This is a genomic window from Pseudomonas cremoris, from assembly GCF_014230465.1.
Genome location: NZ_JAAXCY010000002.1, coordinates 526,332 through 543,008, shown reverse-complemented (window position 1 = coordinate 543,008; position 16,677 = coordinate 526,332). Strand labels below are relative to the sequence as shown.

The window sequence follows — 16,677 nt, the reverse complement described above, 5'->3', positions numbered from 1 at the left end:
GCCCGGCGTCTGCAATTCTGCGAGCGCCGCTCGTTCCTGCAAGGTGTCTAGCTGTCTTCTATGAAAACCCCTCTGTGGTTCCCGCAAAGTTTCTTCTCCCGCACCCTTTGGCTGGTGCTGATCGTCGTTCTGTTTTCCAAGGCACTCACGTTGGTTTATCTGCTGATGAACGAAGACGTGTTGGTGGACCGACAGTACAGCCACGGCGTCGCGCTGACGCTGCGCGCGTATTGGGCGGCCGACCCTGAAAACCGCGAGAAAATCGCCAAGGCAGCGACGTTGGTACGCGTCGCGGGCGCCGGCGTGCCAGAGGGCGAGCAGCACTGGCCCTACAGCGAGATTTACCAACGCCAGATGCAGGCAGAACTCGGTGAAGACACCGAGGTGCGGTTGCGGATGCATGTGTCCCCCGCGCTGTGGGTGCGTGCGCCGAGTCTGGGCGAGGACTGGCTGAAAGTGCCGTTGTATCCGCACCCGCTGCGGGGGCAGAAGATCTGGAACGTGCTGGGTTGGTTCCTGGCGATTGGGTTGTTATCCACGGCGTCTGCGTGGATTTTTGTGCGTCAGCTCAACCAACCCCTTAAACGCCTGGTATTTGCAGCGCGCCAACTCGGACAGGGGCGTAGCGTGCGTCTTCCGGTCAGTGATACGCCCAGTGAAATGACTGAGGTGTACGGCGCCTTCAATCAAATGGCGGAGGACGTCGAACAGGCCGGACGCGAGCGCGAACTGATGCTGGCGGGGGTGTCCCACGATTTACGCACACCCCTCACGCGTTTACGGCTGTCCTTGGAGCTGATGGGTAACCATAACGATCTCACCGACGATATGGTCCGCGACATCGAGGACATGGACGCGATTCTTGACCAGTTCCTGGCATTTATTCGTGATGGCCGTGATGAGGTGGTTGAGGAAGTCGACCTTACCGATTTGGTTCGCGAGGTGGTTGCGCCGTACAACCAGAATGGCGAACAGGTGCGCACGCGCCTGGAGCCGATCCAGCCGTTTGCCTTGCGCCGGGTGTCGATGAAACGCCTGCTGAACAATTTGATCGGCAACGCTTTGCACCATGCCGGCTCGGATGTGGAAGTGGCGGCGTACGTGTCCGGTGACAGCGCCGCGCCCTATGTGGTGCTGAGTGTCATGGACCGCGGGGCGGGTATCGACCCGGATGAGCTGGAAGGTATCTTCAACCCGTTTACCCGTGGCGACCGAGCCCGGGGTGGCAAGGGCACAGGCCTGGGCCTGGCGATTGTGCGGCGGATTGCTTCGATGCATGGCGGCAATGTTGAATTGCGCAACCGTGAAGGCGGGGGGCTGGAAGCGCGGGTACGCTTGCCTTTGGGTCTGATGTTGCCCAGGGACGCGGTCTAACGATTACTGCAAATCAAATGTGGTAGCTGGCTTGTGTGGGAGCGGGCTTGCTCGCGAATGCGGTATATCAGTCACAGATACTTCAACTGAACCACCGCATTCGCGAGCAAGCCCGCTCCCACATTGATTTGCAGTGTTTCGAAAGCTATGTGTTGTCAGCCCTTGCCCTTGGTCCGGGTCATATTCGGTCCACCATTCTTCTCCAAGTGCTGAATGATGATCCCCGCCACATCCTTGCCCGTGGTGGTTTCAATCCCCTCCAGCCCCGGCGATGAATTCACCTCCATCACCAGCGGCCCGTGGTTGGAACGCAAGATATCCACGCCCGCCACACTCAACCCCATCACCTTGGCCGCCCGCAGCGCGGTCATGCGTTCTTCCGGGGTGATCTTGATCAGGCTGGCGCTGCCGCCACGGTGCAGGTTGGAGCGGAACTCACCGGGCTTGGCCTGGCGTTTCATAGCGGCGATCACCTTGTCGCCCACCACGAAGCAGCGGATATCCGCACCGCCGGCTTCCTTGATGTACTCCTGCACCATGATGTTCTGCTTGAGGCCCATGAACGCTTCGATCACGGACTCCGCCGCTGTTGCGGTTTCACACAACACCACGCCGATGCCCTGTGTGCCCTCCAGCACCTTGATCACCAATGGCGCACCGTTGACCATCTCGATCAGGTCGGGGATGTCGTCCGGGGAGTGGGCAAAACCGGTGACCGGCAAGCCGATGCCACGGCGCGACAGCAGTTGCAGCGAGCGCAACTTGTCCCGCGAGCGCGCAATGGCCACGGATTCATTGAGAGGAAATACCCCCATCATTTCAAACTGGCGCAATACGGCGCAGCCGTAGAAGGTGACCGAGGCGCCGATGCGCGGGATCACCGCATCGAAGCCTTCCAGCGGCTTGCCCCGGTAATGGATCTGCGGCTTGTGGCTGGCAATGTTCATATAGGCACGCAGCGTGTCGATCACCACCATTTCGTGGCCACGCTCGGTGCCGGCCTCGACCAGGCGGCGGGTGGAATACAGACGCGGGTTTCGCGACAGCACAGCAATCTTCATGCAGCACCTGGGGCAGAAATAGTAGAGACCGGGAACACCGGCTTGTCTTGAACGTACTTGACGCCGGGGTTGACCACCAATTGGCCGTCAATCAGCGCCTTGGAGCCGAGCAGCAGGCGATAACGCATGGCTTTGCGGCAGGCCAGGGTGAACTCCACCCGCCATACCCGATCACCCAACGCCAGGGTGGTGCTGATCACATAGCGCACCTGCGCATGGCCGTTGGAGCTCTTGATGGTTTTCATCGTCACCAGGGGCGCTTCGCAGCGACGGTGACGCAGTTGCACCACGCTGCCCAGGTGCGCGGTAAAGCGCACCCACTTCTCACCGTCGCGCTCAAACGGCTCGATATCGGTGGCGTGCAGGCTGGAGGTGCTGGCGCCGGTGTCGATCTTCGCGCGCAGGCCAGCCACTCCCAAATCGGGAAGTGCCACCCACTCACGCAGACCGACAACGGTCAAATGGTCAAATGTCTTCAATATGGGTAACCGGTAATTCAGAAATGTTTCGTAGTCGTCGAGGACAGTAACGTCCAACTGCTCACGGATTGTGACAATCGCCAAACCTTCGTTGAGGGTTCGGTGCCGAATTCGCGGTATTCACGCAGAATATTCGGTAAATGGCGACAGATATCTCTCAGGCTGCGGTAATCAGCCGCCGGATGGGAAAGCCGCGCAAATCTCGCGGTGTCTGGCGTATCTTAGGTGAGCCTTGAGGTTTATGCGTCGAAGGGTTTCAACGGTAAAGTTGCGACATTTTTCAGAGCGAGGAATTCAAGTGGCTCAAAAGCAGGAAGAGGAAGAAAAGGTCCGTTTGGACAAGTGGTTGTGGGCGGCGCGTTTTTATAAAACCCGTGCCCTGGCCAAGGCCGCCATCGAGAGCGGCAAGGTGCACCATCGCGGTGAACGCTGCAAGCCGGGCAAAGAGCCGCGTATCGGCGATGAGTTCCAGATTCGTACTGGCTTCGATGAAAAAACCGTCGTAGTGCAGGCACTTTCCATCGTGCGCCGCGGCGCGCCCGAGGCGCAGGCGCTGTACGCTGAAACAGAAGCCAGCATCGCCAAGCGCGAAAATGCGGCGGCGATGCGCAAGGCTGGCGCCATGGGTTTGAGCACCGACGGCAAACCGAGCAAAAAGCAACGCCGCGACCTGTTCAAGTTCCGCGGCAGTGGCAACGACGACTGACCGTGTAGTGAGCGGGCTTGCCCGCGCTGGGTGGCGAAGCCGCCCTAAATTCTGATACCTCGGTGTACCTGACACGACGAGGCGTCCTTGTTGGGGCGGCTTCGCCCCCCAGCGCGGGCAAGCCCGCTCACTACACGCGTATGACGCTCAGTCGGTTGATCATTGGCACGCGCTTAAGTATTCCAAACACCGGTGCCGTCAGCCGTAACAACCCCTGCGACACCTTCGCCGCAAACGGCGTGTAGTACCCCCACCCCAGCGCCAACAGTGCCAGCAACACCCCGCCGATGTAGTCGTCCTGCCCCCAATGCGCACCTGCCACCAGACGCGGCATCATGAACAGCAACGCCAGGCCCCAGATCACCAGCACCTGGCCAATCCGCTTGGCGAACACCGTCATGAACATTCCCCAGATCAACAACACCGAGGCATGGTCCCCCGGAAAGCTCTGGCTCGAACGGTCCTTCAATTCCCAGGTCTTTTCCAGCCCTGGGAAATAGTCACTCATCTGGATTGCGCCGCTGATCACCATCGACGGGCTATGGTGTTGCCAGCCCATTTGTGCGGCGAGTTTGGAAAACAGCATGCGGATGAACAGCAGCAGCAACAAAATGCCGACAAAACCTAACACCGCCTGACGCACCTGCACGGCCTTGAATACCCAATCTGCGCGAATCAGCAGCGTCAGCAGGATCACGCCGACCACTGCATCAAACGGTCGCAAACTGGCGACGGCCCACACGTGTAGCCAGGTTGTATTGGTCGCCAGCGGGTCATTGAGCAGATGAAACAGCCACTCGTCGAATACCACACACAGCATCTGGCCCGTGGGCCATAGCCAAAAACACAACAACCCGATTGCGAGTAGATTGCAAACGGCCCATCGCCCGAGGTTCCACTTGGCTTGGAACAAACCCGGATTGTTCATAAACTGTCCCTCTGTGCTTTAAAAAAACCGCACCAAATTGGTGCTAAAGCGTTTAATTCTATAAACCTTGTAATCAATTTGTCATCAATTCAGATACCCAGACCTATGACTGATCTACCGGATACCGACTTCACCCAACGCTTCATCTTCGACGAGACCGACGCCCGCGGCGAGCTGGTGTCGCTGGAGCGCAGCTACGCCGAAGTCCTTGCCAAGCACCCTTATCCGGAGCCGGTCGCGCAACTGCTCGGTGAGCTGATGGCGGCGGCTGCGCTGCTGGTAGGCACCATGAAGTTTGACGGTTTGCTGATCTTGCAAGCGCGCTCCGAAGGCCCGATCCCGTTGCTGATGATCGAGTGTTCCAGCGAGCGTGACATCCGTGGTTTGGCCCGTTACGAGGCTGACCTGATTGCCCCGGATGCCACCCTGTCGGACCTGATGCCTAACGGCGTCCTGGCGCTCACCGTCGACCCGACTGAAGGCCAGCGCTACCAGGGCATTGTCGACCTCGATGGCGAAACCCTGTCGGACTGCTTCACCAACTATTTCGTGATGTCCCAGCAGGTTGGCACGCGTTTCTGGCTCAACGCCGATGGCCACCGCGCTCGCGGCCTGTTGCTGCAGCAGTTGCCGGCCGACCGGATCAAGGATGACGACGATCGTGCGGAAAGCTGGCGCGGCCTCACTGCCCTGGCCGGCACCCTCACGGCCGAAGAATTGCTGGGCCTGAGCAACGAAACCATCCTGCACCGTCTCTATCACGAGGAAGCCGTGCGGCTGTTTGACGCACAGAACCTGCGCTTCCACTGCAGCTGCTCGCGCGAGCGTTCGGCCAATGCACTGGTCAGCTTGGGCCTGGAAGACGCGCAGAACCTGGTGGTGGAGCACGGTGGCAACATCGAGATCGACTGCCAGTTCTGCAACCAGCGCTACCTGTTCGATGCTGCCGATGTAGTGCAATTGTTTGCAGGGGCTGGCATCGACACCCCTTCCGACACCCGCCACTAAAACGTTTAAGCACAGGTAAATCACCTGACAAACGCCGGATTAGCGCAGTTCTGACGGGAGGGCCCTACTCTTTTTGGGCTTTTCTGGCATAATCCGGCCCACTTTTTTCGCGGTAGTAGTGCGCAACTTTCTACTACAAAACGTTTGGAGCACTCGGCCATAGGCCGACGGGGAACCTCATGACGCAAGCCAATAACGCCGTATACACCGATCTGAGTGTTGACGATCTGGTCAAAGAAGCCCTGCAGCGCGGTGAAGGCGTGCTTGCCGATACTGGCGCGCTGGTCGTAGAAACCGGTCACCGTACCGGCCGTTCGCCAGTCGACCGTTTCATCGTTGAAGAGCCGACTACCCAGGATGCTATCGCCTGGGGCCCGATCAACCGCAAGTTCCCGGCCGACAAGTTCGATGCCCTGTGGGCTCGCGTCGAGGCCTTCAATAACGCGCAAGAGCATTTCGTTTCCCACGTTCACGTAGGTGCTGCGCAAGACCACTACCTGGCCGTGAAAATGACCACCCAGACTGCCTGGCAGAACCTGTTCGGTCGTTGCCTGTTCATCAACCCGGCCCAGTACAACCCGGCCGGCCGTGAAGAATGGCAAGTGCTCAACGTGGCCAACTTCGAATGCGTGCCAGAACGTGACGGCACCAATTCCGACGGTTGCGTGATCCTCAACTTCGCCCAGAAGAAAGTGCTGATTGCCGGCATGCGTTACGCCGGTGAAATGAAGAAAGCCATGTTCTCGGTGCAGAACTTCCTGCTGCCGGCTTCCGACGTGCTGCCGATGCACTGCGCCGCCAACATTGGTGAAGCAGGCGACGTGACCCTGTTCTTCGGTCTGTCGGGCACCGGTAAAACCACCCTGTCCGCCGACGAAAGCCGTTACCTGATCGGTGACGACGAACACGGTTGGGGCGAAGGCGTGGTGTTCAACATCGAAGGCGGTTGCTATGCCAAGTGCATCGACCTCTCCGAGAAGAACGAGCCGGTTATCTGGAAAGCCATCAAGCATGGCGCTGTGCTGGAAAACGTCGTGATCAACGACGCCAAGCACGCTGACTACACCGATGTCAGCCTGACCCAGAACAGCCGTGCCGCCTACCCGCTGGAACACGTTGCCAAGCGTTCCGAGCAGAACCTGGGCGGCGAGCCAAACGCTGTGATCTTCCTGACCTGCGACCTGACTGGCGTGCTGCCACCGGTGTCGATCCTCAGCGAAGAACAAGCGGCCTACCACTTCCTGTCCGGCTACACCGCTCTGGTGGGCTCGACCGAAATGGGCTCCGGCGGCGGCATCAAGTCGACCTTCTCCACCTGCTTCGGCGCGCCATTCTTCCCGCGCCCAGCTGGCGAATACGCTGAGCTGCTGATCAAGCGCATTCGCGGCTTCGGTTCCAAGGTCTACCTGGTCAACACCGGCTGGACCGGCGGCGGCTACGGCGTCGGCAACCGCTTCAACATCCCGACCACTCGCGGCGTGATCGCAGCGATCCAGAGCGGCGCGTTGATCGGTGCTGAAACCGAACACCTCGACACCATCAACCTCGACGTGCCGTTGGCCGTACCGGGCGTTGAGACTGGCCTGTTGAACCCACGTAACACTTGGGCTGACAAAGCTGCCTACGATGAAGCGGCGAAGGCACTGGCTGGCTTGTTCATCGAGAACTTCAAGAAGTTCGAAGTGAGCGATGCGATCAAGGCTGCCGGTCCTAAGTTGTAAGATTCAGCCGTTGTGGAAAAGCCGCCTCTTGTGGGCGGCTTTTTTGTGCGCGAGAGGTTAGTCAGCGACGTGCAAGACCACCGCGCCGACCAGCACTAATACGACTCCCAGCACCTGCACCGCCGATAACCGCTCCTTGAAAAACACATACCCCAGAATTGCCGCGATCCCGCCCGACAATGTACTGATCACCGTCACCACCGGCACCGACCCCGCCATCGCCCCCCATGAAAACGCCGAGAACCCACCCAGGTTCATCAAACTGGCGCCGGTCAACGTCGCACAGTTTTTCAGTGGCGGGATTTTCAGGCCGTCTTTGACCTTCAATACCATCACTACCAATACGCACAGGCCGACCAGGTAGCCCAGCCACAGCATGGTGATCGGCCCAAGTGCCGGCAGCGTGTAGCGGCCTTGCAACCAGAAACTGGTGCCATACAGCAAGGCGGCGAGCATGGCGTAGGCGATGGACAGGCGTGGGTTGTTGTGGGGCGTGCCGTTGTCCTTGTGGATGCTGGAGAGTATTACGCCTACCACGCACAGGGCGATGCAGCCGAGTTGGATCAGGCTGATGTGTTCGCCGCTGGCCCACGACAGCAGTGTGGTCACTACGCCGTAGGACGTCACCAGCGGCGCGACGATGGCGGCCTTGCCCAGGGCGAAGGCCTTGGACAATGCGAGGGCACCAGACACCGTGAGCAGGGCGGCGGCAATACCCAACAGCCAGACGCTTAGAGGGGCGTCGAGGGATTTGGACAGGAAGGTAGGAACGATGACCAACAGCAGGGTCATGATCAGGAAGCCTAGGGCTTGGCCGAAGTACACGGCGCGCTTTACGCCGACGGCGCGGGCGTTGAGGCCCACGAGAAAATCCGTACCGCCCCAGAGCAGGGCGGCCAGCAGGCCCATTGTTACGTCCATGTAAGGTCCTTGGTGTTGTAAGCGCAGCTCGTCAGGTTAACGCAAAACAAGTGTGGGAGCGGGCTTGCTCGCGAATGCGCAGTTTCAGTCACTGAAGAGGTCGACTGATCCACCGCATTCGCGAGCAAGCCCGCTCCCACATTCGATCTACGTTGTGCTTTGGATTAGCCCAGTTTTTCGAGGGTCTGCGTGTCCCAGCCATGGGTCTTGATAGCCAGGTACAGCATGCCAATGGTCAGCGGGATTTTTTTACCACGGCCCTTGGCGCGGTGTTTGAGGAATACATCGAATACCGGTGGGTTGAAGTAACGGTAAGCATCGTAGTCGCCCAGGTCGAGCTCAAACGCTTGCTCCACGGCTTCCATGAATTGCTTGGCCTCGTCACCGTCGCAGCCCAGGTCGAAGTTGATCGAGGTTTGCAGGCGGACGGCCTTGTGTTGAGGCAGGCCGATTTCTTCGTGGAGCAACTGCAGGAGTTGCTGCATCTCGTGGTCATCGGGGAGGTCGGGAGCCAGGTTCATGGTGGGGGCACGCAGGAGTGGGTGAGGACGGTATTTGCTTCGAGTGATGAAGAGTGCCAAGCCTATCAGGAATACAAACACAGTTAGGTAGAACCACTGACTAGGGTTTTGTGCGTGAACATACGTAATGGTCGATTTAAGGCCGTGAAGCCGCCTCCAAGTCCATCAAGCCGCGCCCATAGGCTTCGCTGTTGGCGTAGATACCCGTTCGATTGGCGGTGCTGAGCAGGCGCTCGCGAAGTTGTTGTGGGCTCATATGCGGGTAGCGACTTTGCAGTGCGGCCAATGCTCCGCTAACCAGCGCAGCGGCTGGCGAGGTGCCCGCAGTCGGGCCATAGCCTCCGTCCTTGCTGGTGGTTAATAAACCGGCCCCTCCATCACCACCCGGTACGGCGATACACCAATGAGCGGCCAGGCCACAGTAATTGGACTTCTGGTTGATAGCGGTGCCATCGCTCTTGAGTGCCATGACGGCGATCCAACCCTTTTCCAATTCGGGCGCCAGTGCGGGAAGGCCGGGCTCGGCGAGGGGTTCGCGCTTGATTTCATTTCCGGTGGAAAAGACGAACACGGCACCATTGGCCACCAGCTTCTTGGCGACCTCCAGCGAATCGCCCATCAGTCGTTCATAGATCGGTAGTTCGTTGGTATTGGCTTCAATGGGGTTGGCCCATGAGTTGCTGAATATGCGTGCGCCTTTTTCATAAGCCTGGGTCCAGGCTTGAGCGATTTCAGTGTCGAAGTAAAAGGGTTCTTTATCGTCGCCAAACCGCATGGGGATCAGTTGGGCCTGGAAGGCAATGCCGTGCATGCCTTGGTCATCTTTGTTGGCGGCAAGAATGCCGGCCATTTGGGTGCCGTGGCCCTTGGTGTCGATGGTGCCGGGGACCTTGCGCACAAAGTCAAAGCCCGGATCGGCAACGCGCCCCTCGAACTCGGGCAATTGCCTGTTCAAGCCCGAATCTATCAGCGCCACCCTGACGCCCTGGCCAGTACCGCCACGGGCATATAGGGAGGAGGCCTTGACGATGGGCAAGGCTTTTTGCGCGAAATATTCTGGGGTTTCAAAAGCGCGGGTGTCGAGCTTCTCAGGTGCAGAGACTGGAGTGTTGGCGCATCCGAGCAGAACCAGGGGCAGGGCGAACAGACTGGCACGTCGTAGTGTGTTGTAGAGCGGTGGGTGCATGGCTGACTCCTTGTGAGCCGGTTGATCAGGCGTGCTACTGTCTGCGTTTTTGCGCGGGCCTGCTGGTTTTCTCTGTATCAGTTTGTAGCGTTTTATCCCCAGCCTTTCTCGGTCGCTGATCTATGTTTTTGACTCGATACAGCGGTCAACGGAGTGACAGCCTATGCACGACACCCTCCAACAGGTCTTTGGTTACCCACAGTTTCGTTTGGGCCAGGAAAAAACCGTCAGTGCCGTATTGGCCGGTCGTTCGGCGGCAGCCATTTTTCCTACGGGTTCAGGCAAGTCCCTTTGTTACCAACTGTCTGCGGTGTTGTTGCCGCACCTGACGCTGGTGGTGTCGCCGCTCTTGGCGTTGATGCAGGACCAGTTGGACTTCCTGCAGCGTCACGGTATTTCGGCGGGGAGTATCGATTCGGCCCAGAGCCGCGATGCGGCCAACGACGTAATGGCACGTGCACGTTCCGGTGAGCTGAAGATCCTGATGGTTTCCGTGGAGCGCCTAAAGAACGAGCGCTTTCGTAACTTCTTGCAAAGCGTGCGGATCTCGCTGCTGGTGGTGGATGAGGCGCACTGCATTTCCGAGTGGGGCCACAACTTCCGCCCGGACTATCTAAAACTGCCGGACTACCAGCGCCAGTTCAATATCCCACAAGCACTGCTGCTGACGGCTACAGCGACGCCCAAGGTGATTGCCGATATGCAGGCGAAGTTTGCCATTGCGCCCGACGATGTGGTGACCACGGGCTTCTACCGGCCCAATCTCAACCTGCTGGTGGAGCCGGTGTCCGGTGCGGACAAGCGCCGCCGGCTAGTGCAATGGATGAGCGAGCGTGCGGATCAGCCGAGCATCGTCTACGTCACTCTGCAAAAAACCGCTGAGCAGATTGCCGAGCATTTGAACCGTAACGGCATCCAGGCCGAGGCTTACCACGCAGGTTTACCCTTTGATAAGCGTGAGGGTATCCAGCAGCGCTTCATGGGTGGGCGCTCCAATTGCATCGTCGCCACCATCGCGTTTGGCATGGGCATCGACAAGAGCGATATCCGCAACGTGGTGCATTTTGACCTGCCCAAGTCCATCGAGAACTACAGCCAGGAAATCGGCCGTGCGGGGCGTGATGGAGAGCCGTCCGACTGCCTGGTGTTGGCCAATCGCGACAGCCTGAATGTGCTGGAAAACTTCGTGTACGGCGACACGCCAGAGCAGGAGGGTATTCTTCGTGTGCTGGAGCAATTACAGGCGGCACGAGGCGATGGGCAGTGGGAGTTTTTACTGCGCTCGTTATCGGACGACAGCAACATCCGCGAGTTGCCGCTCAAGACGTTGCTGGTGCAGTTGGAACTCAGGGGCGTGATCGCGCCACGCTACGCGTTTTATGCCGAATACCGTTTCAAGTACTTGGTCGAGCCCGAGGCATTGCTAGCTCGATTTTCCGGCGAGCGGCAGCAGTTTGTCGCGGCAATTGTCCAAGTGTGCAAACGGGCCAGAACCTGGGCAACCGTGGATTTCGACGCGCTGTACCAACAGCACAATGCCGAGCGCGGGCGAGTGGTGAAGGCGCTGGATTATTTCCAGGAGCAAGGCCTGATCGAGTTGGAAAGCAAGCAGATGACCGAAGTCTACAGTTTGCTGAACACTGACTTTGACCCACAGGTACTGAGCGCCGAGTTATACACAGGCTTCAAGCAACACGAAGTCGGGGAGGTGGCGCGGATCCACGCCATGCTTGATCTATTCGCCACTGAACGCTGTCTGGGGCAGCGTCTGGCGCAGTATTTTGGTGATGAAAAAGCGCCCCAGCGTTGCGGGCATTGCTCGGTTTGCCACGGTCACGTTGCGCAACTGCCGCAAGCGCCCGGGTTACCGTTGCTTGTGGATAAAAACTTCATGGGGCTGTGCGGTGATTTTATCCACAGGCATCATGAACACACCGGTCAGTTGCCTGGTGCGGAGCGCCTGACGCGTTTTCTCGGCGGCATCAGCGTGCCGTTGTTCACCAAGTTGAAGGCGCGAGGGATTCCGGGTTTTGCTGCGCTGGAAGTCTATCCCTACGCCGAAGTGCGCGAGTGGGCCGAGACCCATTTGAATGACTTGTAAACCCACCTTCACGAGATGTGCCCATGCCTGATTCAGTGCCACAGCGTGCCGACTACCTTCACTTCCAGCCGATCATCACCCGCTGGCACGACAATGATGTGTATGGTCATGTGAATAACGTGACCTACTACAGCTTCTTCGACACAGCGGTAAACACCTACCTGATCGAACAGGGCGGGTTGGATATCCATGACGGCGAAGTGGTGGGGTTTGTGGTGAGTTCGGCGTGTGATTACTTTGCGTCGATTGCCTTTCCCGAGCGCATTGAAGTCGGTTTGCGAGTGGGCAAGTTGGGCAATAGCTCAGTGCAATATGAGTTGGCGGTGTTCAAGGCGGGCGAGGACGAGGCCTGTGCGGCAGGAAGGTTCGTGCATGTGTTTGTGGACCGAGGGTCTAACCAGCCGGTGGCCATTCCGGGGATGCTGCGCGAGGCGTTGCAGCGGTTGGTGGTTTGACACATAGCTTGCGAATACAGGGAGCTAAATGTGGGAGCGGGCTTGCTCGCGAATGCGGCGTATCAGCCAATTATTCAGTGACTGACACTCCGCACTCGCGAGCAAGCCCGCTCCCACATGGACCTATGGCGCATGTTAGCCCGCGGGCTTATCGATGGCGATAGTGGTGCTTGTTCTTGCGATGCCCATAAGCATGTCCACGGCCACGATGATCATCACGGTCATAACGACGGTTGTCGCGGCCGCGAGAACGACGGTCGTCGTCATCGCTCTTGTTGCCCATGTAGTTGCCCAGTGCGCCACCTGCGCCACCGCCGGCGGCTGCGCCGATCAGGCTGCCGGTGTTGCCGCCCATGCTGCGGCCGACCACGTTGCCGCCGGCTGCGCCCAGGGCACCGCCAATGGCCGCTTCGCCACGACTGCGTTTGTCCGCGCCGACCGCGCTACCGCCCGCGCCGCCCAACGCTGCACCGATGGCGGAACCGGTGTTACCGCCAATCTGCTGGCCAACAACCGAACCTAGAACCCCGCCCAATGCGCCGCCTACACCGGCTTCGGTGGTGCCACCGGCCATGGCTGCGCCACTGACCAGGCCAAGGGACAACAAGAGAATCGAGGAGAACTTCATAGGGAGACCTCAAGAGGATGACGGCGCGATCCTGAGGTTGTATCGAGATTGTGGCAATAGAAATCCGACCAGTAACACGAGTTGTACACAATTCTATAAGTTACTGTTTTTACTGGGGAACTTAAGTCGATTTGGCGGGTCTTTAACTACTTCGGAACGGCCGCTTTTATGCAAAAGCGGCCTTTTTTGTGTCCGAAATTTAACATCTGTAGTGAGCGGGCTTGCCCCGCGCTGGGGGGCGAAGCCGCCCTAAATCCAGACGCCTCGGTCTACCTGAAACACCGCGACGCCGTTATTGGGGCGGCTTCGCCCCCCTGCGCGGGGCAAGCCCGCTCACTACATCAGGCCGAGCGGGCCATGATTAGCCCGTTGTCACTCGCTGCCTCTAATCGGATCGCCACGAATTTCGACGTTGGCGTATGGCTGCCATCGCCCGTGCTTTCCAGCGGCACCAGTGGGTTTACTTCTGGGTAGTAAGCCGCAGCCTGCCCCGCTGGAATATCAAATGCCAGCAAGGTAAAGCCTTTCACACGACGCTCACGACCGTCTTCCCACAGCGACACGATGTCGGCTTTTTGCCCCGGCTTGAAGCCCAGGCGGATAATGTCGGCTTCGTTGACGAACAACACATCGCGCTGACCTTTTACGCCACGGTAGCGATCGTCCAGGCCATAAATGGTGGTGTTGTATTGATCGTGGGAGCGCATCGACTGCATGATCAAGTCCGGCACCTGGCCTGTGGCATGAGTGCGTTCGTGAATCAGGTCTTTGGGCAGGATGTTCGGGCGGAAGTTGGCGCGGCCCGATGGAGTGTTCCAGCGACGTGCGCCGGCGGAATTGCCCAGGTAGAAGCCGCCAGGATTCTTGATCTTCTCGTTGAAGTCCTTGAACCCAGGGATGGTATCGGCGATCAGGTCGCGGATGCGCCCGTAGTCGGCCACCAGCCAATTCCAGTCCACCGGTTTGCTGCCCAGCGTCGCAGCCGCGATGCCGGCGAGGATGGCGGGCTCGGACTTCATCAGCTTCGACAGCGGCTGCAGTTGGCCGTTGGAACCATGCACCATGCTGAAGGAGTCTTCGACCGTCACCGCCTGCGGGCCGTCGGCCTGGATGTCGATGTCGGTACGGCCAAGGCAAGGCAGGATCAGCGCGTCTTTACCGTGCATCAGGTGGCTGCGGTTGAGCTTGGTGCTGATCTGAACGGTCAGGTCGCAGTTGCGCAGGGCTTCGAAAGTGCGCGGGCTGTCTGGCGTGGCTTGGGCGAAGTTGCCGCCCAGGCCGATAAACACTTTGGAGCGGCCTTCAAGCATGGCGTGAATCGCTTCGACCACGTTGTGCCCATTGTCGCGCGGCACCTGGAATTGGAAGCGACGCTCCAGGGAATCAAGGAACGCCACCGGAGGGCGTTCGTTGATGCCCATGGTGCGGTCGCCCTGCACGTTACTGTGGCCACGCACCGGGCACAGCCCCGCGCCTGGGCGGCCGATGTTGCCGCGCAGCAGCATCAGGTTGGCGATTTCCTGAATGGTCGGCACTGAGTGGCGATGCTGGGTGATGCCCATCGCCCAGCACATGATCACGTTCTTGCCTTTGGCGTACATGCGCGCCGCTTGCTCGATCTCAACTAGGGTCAGGCCGGACTGCTCGACGATTTCATCCCAGGAGGTGTCGTCGATCTTGCCCAGGTAATCCAGCACGTTGGCGGTGTGTTCGTTGAGGAAGTTGTGGTCGAACACCGCTTCCTTGCCTTCGGCCTGGGCCTGGCGCTCCCACAGCAGCAGGAATTTGGCCATGCCGCGCAAGATAGCCATGTCGCCACCCAGCGCCGGGCGGAAGTAGGCGGTGTTGGTTGGTTTGTCGCCGTTGGTGAGCATTTCAATCGGGTGTTGCGGGTGCTGGAAGCGCTCCAGGCCGCGCTCTTTCAGCGGGTTGATGCACACCACTTGGGCGCCGCGTTTTACCGCTTCGCGCAAGGGTTCGAGCATGCGTGGATGGTTGGTGCCAGGGTTCTGGCCCCACACAAAAATCGCATCGGCATGTTCGAAATCATCAAAGGTCACAGTGCCTTTGCCGACGCCCACGCTTTGCGCCAGGGCCACGCCGCTGGCCTCGTGGCACATGTTCGAGCAGTCCGGGAAATTGTTGGTGCCGTAGGCGCGCACAAACAGCTGATACAGGTAGGCCGCCTCGTTGCTGGCGCGCCCTGACGTGTAGAACTCAGCCATGTTCGGGCTTGGCAATGCGTTGAGGTGCTTGCCCACCAGGTCAAACGCGTCTTCCCAACTGACGGGTACGTAACGGTCGGTTTCTGCGTCGTAGCGCATTGGCTCGGTCAGGCGGCCTTGGTATTCCAGCCAATAGTCGCTCTGTTCCAGCAGCGCGGTGACGCTGTGCTTGGCGAAGAACGCAGCGTCTACGCGACGCTTGGTGGCTTCCCAGTTAACGGCTTTGGCGCCGTTTTCGCAGAATTTGACCATGCCGCTTTCTGGCGAATCGCCCCAGGCGCAGCCCGGGCAGTCGAAGCCGCCGTTCTGGTTGGTCTTGAGCATCATGCGCAGGTTTTTCAGCGCGTTGTCACTGGTCAGCCAGGCCTGCGCCACGCTGATCAATGCACCCCAGCCGCCGGCCGCGCCTTTGTAGGGCTTGTAGCGCGGGGTTGGGGTTTGGTCGGCTTGATTATGATTGCTCACGGCTGGTTCTCCATCGCGGGGCTGTAGACCCGCGGCGCACTTTTCTGCGGCAGGTGAATGAGATTGAGGTTATGCCGACGGGCCCATTGCAGGGCCAGGCCGGTGGGTGACGACAGGCTGACCAGGGTCTGGATGCCGGCGCGCAGGACCTTCTGGATCAGCTCCAGGCTGCAGCGGCTGGTGACAATCGCCAGGCCGCCTTCGGTCGGAATCTTTTGGCGGATCAGTGCGCCGATCAACTTATCCAAGGCGTTATGCCGCCCGATGTCTTCGCGGCCCAGCAGCAATTCGCCTTGATTGTTCATAAACACGGCGGCGTGCACCGCGCCGCTGTACTGGCCCAAAGGCTGAAACGCGCTGATGCGTTGGCGCAGGCCATCAAGCCATGCAGCGGGCGGCAAGGGCGCGCGGGGCAATACTTGAAGGTCTGGCAGGGCTTGCTCCACCGCCTCTACACCGCACAGACCGCAACCGCTGGTACCCGCCAGTTGGCGGCGCTGCTGCTTGAGGTTCCAGAACGAGCGGCTGGAAATCTGCACCTGGGCGTATTGAGTTGAGCCCGATCCGCTGAGTTTAAGGTCATAAATATCGCTAACGTCGGCGATAATGCCGCTACCGATGCTGAAGCCGACAATAAAGTCTTCCAGGTCGGTGGGCGTCACCAGCATCACCGCCTGGCTGATGTCGTTGTAGGCAATCGCCAACGCCACTTCTTCCGCCAACGCTGTGCTGGCGACTTCAGTGTGTTCGAGATTGCAAAACTGGTAGCTCTGGCTGGCGGATGGCGCGGGCGTTGCGAGGGCGGGCGCCGCGCAAACTGGGCGCTTGGCGTTCATGGGGCAGTACCACCGGCGGATTGATCAATGTTTAGACTAGGCGCGACAAAGGGTCGCGTCTA

Annotated in this window: 15 protein-coding genes; 6 read left to right on the top strand and 9 right to left on the bottom strand. The window is 59.4% G+C overall.

The genetic code is table 11. The annotated features are described in order from the left end of the window. The first annotated feature begins 60 nt into the window (after positions 1 to 60). Positions 61 to 1,374 (top strand): ATP-binding protein, encoded by a 1,314-nt coding sequence (locus tag HF257_RS06010; RefSeq protein ID WP_185704596.1) that lies wholly within the window; start codon positions 61 to 63, stop codon positions 1,372 to 1,374. 155 nt (positions 1,375 to 1,529) lie between these two features. On the opposite strand, the gene rimK is transcribed toward HF257_RS06010, so the two are convergent. Both rimK and rimB read right to left on the bottom strand, forming a co-directional pair. Beyond that, positions 1,530 to 2,435, bottom strand: a complete 906-nt coding sequence (gene rimK / locus HF257_RS06005; RefSeq protein ID WP_003187674.1) for a 30S ribosomal protein S6--L-glutamate ligase — start codon at positions 2,433 to 2,435, stop codon at positions 1,530 to 1,532. Continuing rightward, complete coding sequence (rimB, locus tag HF257_RS06000) at positions 2,432 to 2,914, bottom strand: retropepsin-like aspartic endopeptidase RimB (RefSeq protein WP_005783815.1); 483 nt, start codon at positions 2,912 to 2,914, stop codon at positions 2,432 to 2,434. The genes rimK and rimB overlap by 4 nt, the downstream gene beginning before the upstream one ends. Positions 2,915 to 3,212: 298 nt before the next feature. On the opposite strand from rimB, the gene HF257_RS05995 reads away from it, so the two are divergent. Then, entirely contained in the window at positions 3,213 to 3,620 is a 408-nt protein-coding gene (locus tag HF257_RS05995) for an RNA-binding S4 domain-containing protein (RefSeq protein ID WP_185704598.1), read from the top strand. Between the two features lie 130 nt (positions 3,621 to 3,750). Here HF257_RS05995 and HF257_RS05990 read toward each other — a convergent pair whose 3' ends face one another. Continuing rightward, positions 3,751 to 4,548 (bottom strand): phosphatase PAP2 family protein, encoded by a 798-nt coding sequence (locus tag HF257_RS05990; protein ID WP_185704600.1) that lies wholly within the window; start codon positions 4,546 to 4,548, stop codon positions 3,751 to 3,753. A 105-nt stretch (positions 4,549 to 4,653) separates the two neighbouring features. Between HF257_RS05990 and hslO the strand changes: the two genes are divergently transcribed. Both hslO and HF257_RS05980 read left to right on the top strand, forming a co-directional pair. After that, on the top strand, positions 4,654 to 5,556 hold the full coding sequence (hslO, locus tag HF257_RS05985; RefSeq protein ID WP_185704602.1) for an Hsp33 family molecular chaperone HslO: 903 nt from the start codon (positions 4,654 to 4,656) through the stop codon (positions 5,554 to 5,556). Positions 5,557 to 5,735: 179 nt separating this feature from the next. After that, positions 5,736 to 7,277 (top strand): phosphoenolpyruvate carboxykinase, encoded by a 1,542-nt coding sequence (locus HF257_RS05980; protein ID WP_185704604.1) that lies wholly within the window; start codon positions 5,736 to 5,738, stop codon positions 7,275 to 7,277. Between the two features lie 57 nt (positions 7,278 to 7,334). Here HF257_RS05980 and HF257_RS05975 read toward each other — a convergent pair whose 3' ends face one another. The 3 genes from HF257_RS05975 to HF257_RS05965 form a co-directional block, all read right to left on the bottom strand. Further along, positions 7,335 to 8,198: a DMT family transporter gene (locus HF257_RS05975; RefSeq protein WP_233081256.1), complete on the bottom strand. Its 864-nt coding sequence runs from the start codon at positions 8,196 to 8,198 to the stop codon at positions 7,335 to 7,337. 164 nt (positions 8,199 to 8,362) lie between these two features. Next, positions 8,363 to 8,719 (bottom strand): DUF1493 family protein, encoded by a 357-nt coding sequence (locus HF257_RS05970; protein WP_185704606.1) that lies wholly within the window; start codon positions 8,717 to 8,719, stop codon positions 8,363 to 8,365. A 136-nt stretch (positions 8,720 to 8,855) separates the two neighbouring features. Further along, positions 8,856 to 9,905, bottom strand: a complete 1,050-nt coding sequence (locus tag HF257_RS05965) for a S8 family peptidase (RefSeq protein ID WP_185704608.1) — start codon at positions 9,903 to 9,905, stop codon at positions 8,856 to 8,858. 163 nt (positions 9,906 to 10,068) lie between these two features. Between HF257_RS05965 and HF257_RS05960 the strand changes: the two genes are divergently transcribed. Continuing rightward, complete coding sequence (locus HF257_RS05960; protein ID WP_185704610.1) at positions 10,069 to 12,006, top strand: RecQ family ATP-dependent DNA helicase; 1,938 nt, start codon at positions 10,069 to 10,071, stop codon at positions 12,004 to 12,006. Positions 12,007 to 12,029: 23 nt separating this feature from the next. After that, positions 12,030 to 12,461, top strand: a complete 432-nt coding sequence (locus tag HF257_RS05955) for an acyl-CoA thioesterase (protein ID WP_185704613.1) — start codon at positions 12,030 to 12,032, stop codon at positions 12,459 to 12,461. A gap of 148 nt (positions 12,462 to 12,609) precedes the next feature. On the opposite strand, the gene HF257_RS05950 is transcribed toward HF257_RS05955, so the two are convergent. The 3 genes from HF257_RS05950 to fdhD all read right to left on the bottom strand — a co-directional run bounded on the left by HF257_RS05950 (position 12,610) and on the right by fdhD (position 16,615). After that, positions 12,610 to 13,089: a glycine zipper domain-containing protein gene (locus HF257_RS05950; RefSeq protein WP_065899612.1), complete on the bottom strand. Its 480-nt coding sequence runs from the start codon at positions 13,087 to 13,089 to the stop codon at positions 12,610 to 12,612. Positions 13,090 to 13,430: 341 nt separating this feature from the next. Beyond that, positions 13,431 to 15,779, bottom strand: a complete 2,349-nt coding sequence (locus HF257_RS05945; RefSeq protein WP_185704615.1) for an FdhF/YdeP family oxidoreductase — start codon at positions 15,777 to 15,779, stop codon at positions 13,431 to 13,433. Beyond that, a complete protein-coding gene (gene fdhD / locus HF257_RS05940) occupies positions 15,776 to 16,615 on the bottom strand; it encodes a formate dehydrogenase accessory sulfurtransferase FdhD (protein WP_185704619.1) in 840 nt (279 codons plus the stop codon). Before fdhD ends, HF257_RS05945 begins: the two co-directional genes overlap by 4 nt. Positions 16,616 to 16,677 lie beyond the last annotated feature (62 nt).

Excerpts from the sequence above, each read along its gene's own strand:
- HF257_RS05975 (WP_233081256.1), bottom strand. The coding sequence starts at position 8,198 with ATGGACGTAACAATGGGCCTGCTGGCCGCCCTGCTCTGGGGCGGTACG.
- HF257_RS05970 (WP_185704606.1), bottom strand. The coding sequence starts at position 8,719 with ATGAACCTGGCTCCCGACCTCCCCGATGACCACGAGATGCAGCAACTC.
- HF257_RS05980 (WP_185704604.1), top strand. The coding sequence starts at position 5,736 with ATGACGCAAGCCAATAACGCCGTATACACCGATCTGAGTGTTGACGAT.
- rimK (WP_003187674.1), bottom strand. The coding sequence starts at position 2,435 with ATGAAGATTGCTGTGCTGTCGCGAAACCCGCGTCTGTATTCCACCCGC.
- HF257_RS05965 (WP_185704608.1), bottom strand. The coding sequence starts at position 9,905 with ATGCACCCACCGCTCTACAACACACTACGACGTGCCAGTCTGTTCGCC.
- HF257_RS06010 (WP_185704596.1), top strand. The coding sequence starts at position 61 with ATGAAAACCCCTCTGTGGTTCCCGCAAAGTTTCTTCTCCCGCACCCTT.
- HF257_RS05990 (WP_185704600.1), bottom strand. The coding sequence starts at position 4,548 with ATGAACAATCCGGGTTTGTTCCAAGCCAAGTGGAACCTCGGGCGATGG.
- HF257_RS05950 (WP_065899612.1), bottom strand. The coding sequence starts at position 13,089 with ATGAAGTTCTCCTCGATTCTCTTGTTGTCCCTTGGCCTGGTCAGTGGC.
- HF257_RS05960 (WP_185704610.1), top strand. The coding sequence starts at position 10,069 with ATGCACGACACCCTCCAACAGGTCTTTGGTTACCCACAGTTTCGTTTG.
- hslO (WP_185704602.1), top strand. The coding sequence starts at position 4,654 with ATGACTGATCTACCGGATACCGACTTCACCCAACGCTTCATCTTCGAC.
- fdhD (WP_185704619.1), bottom strand. The coding sequence starts at position 16,615 with ATGAACGCCAAGCGCCCAGTTTGCGCGGCGCCCGCCCTCGCAACGCCC.
- HF257_RS05955 (WP_185704613.1), top strand. The coding sequence starts at position 12,030 with ATGCCTGATTCAGTGCCACAGCGTGCCGACTACCTTCACTTCCAGCCG.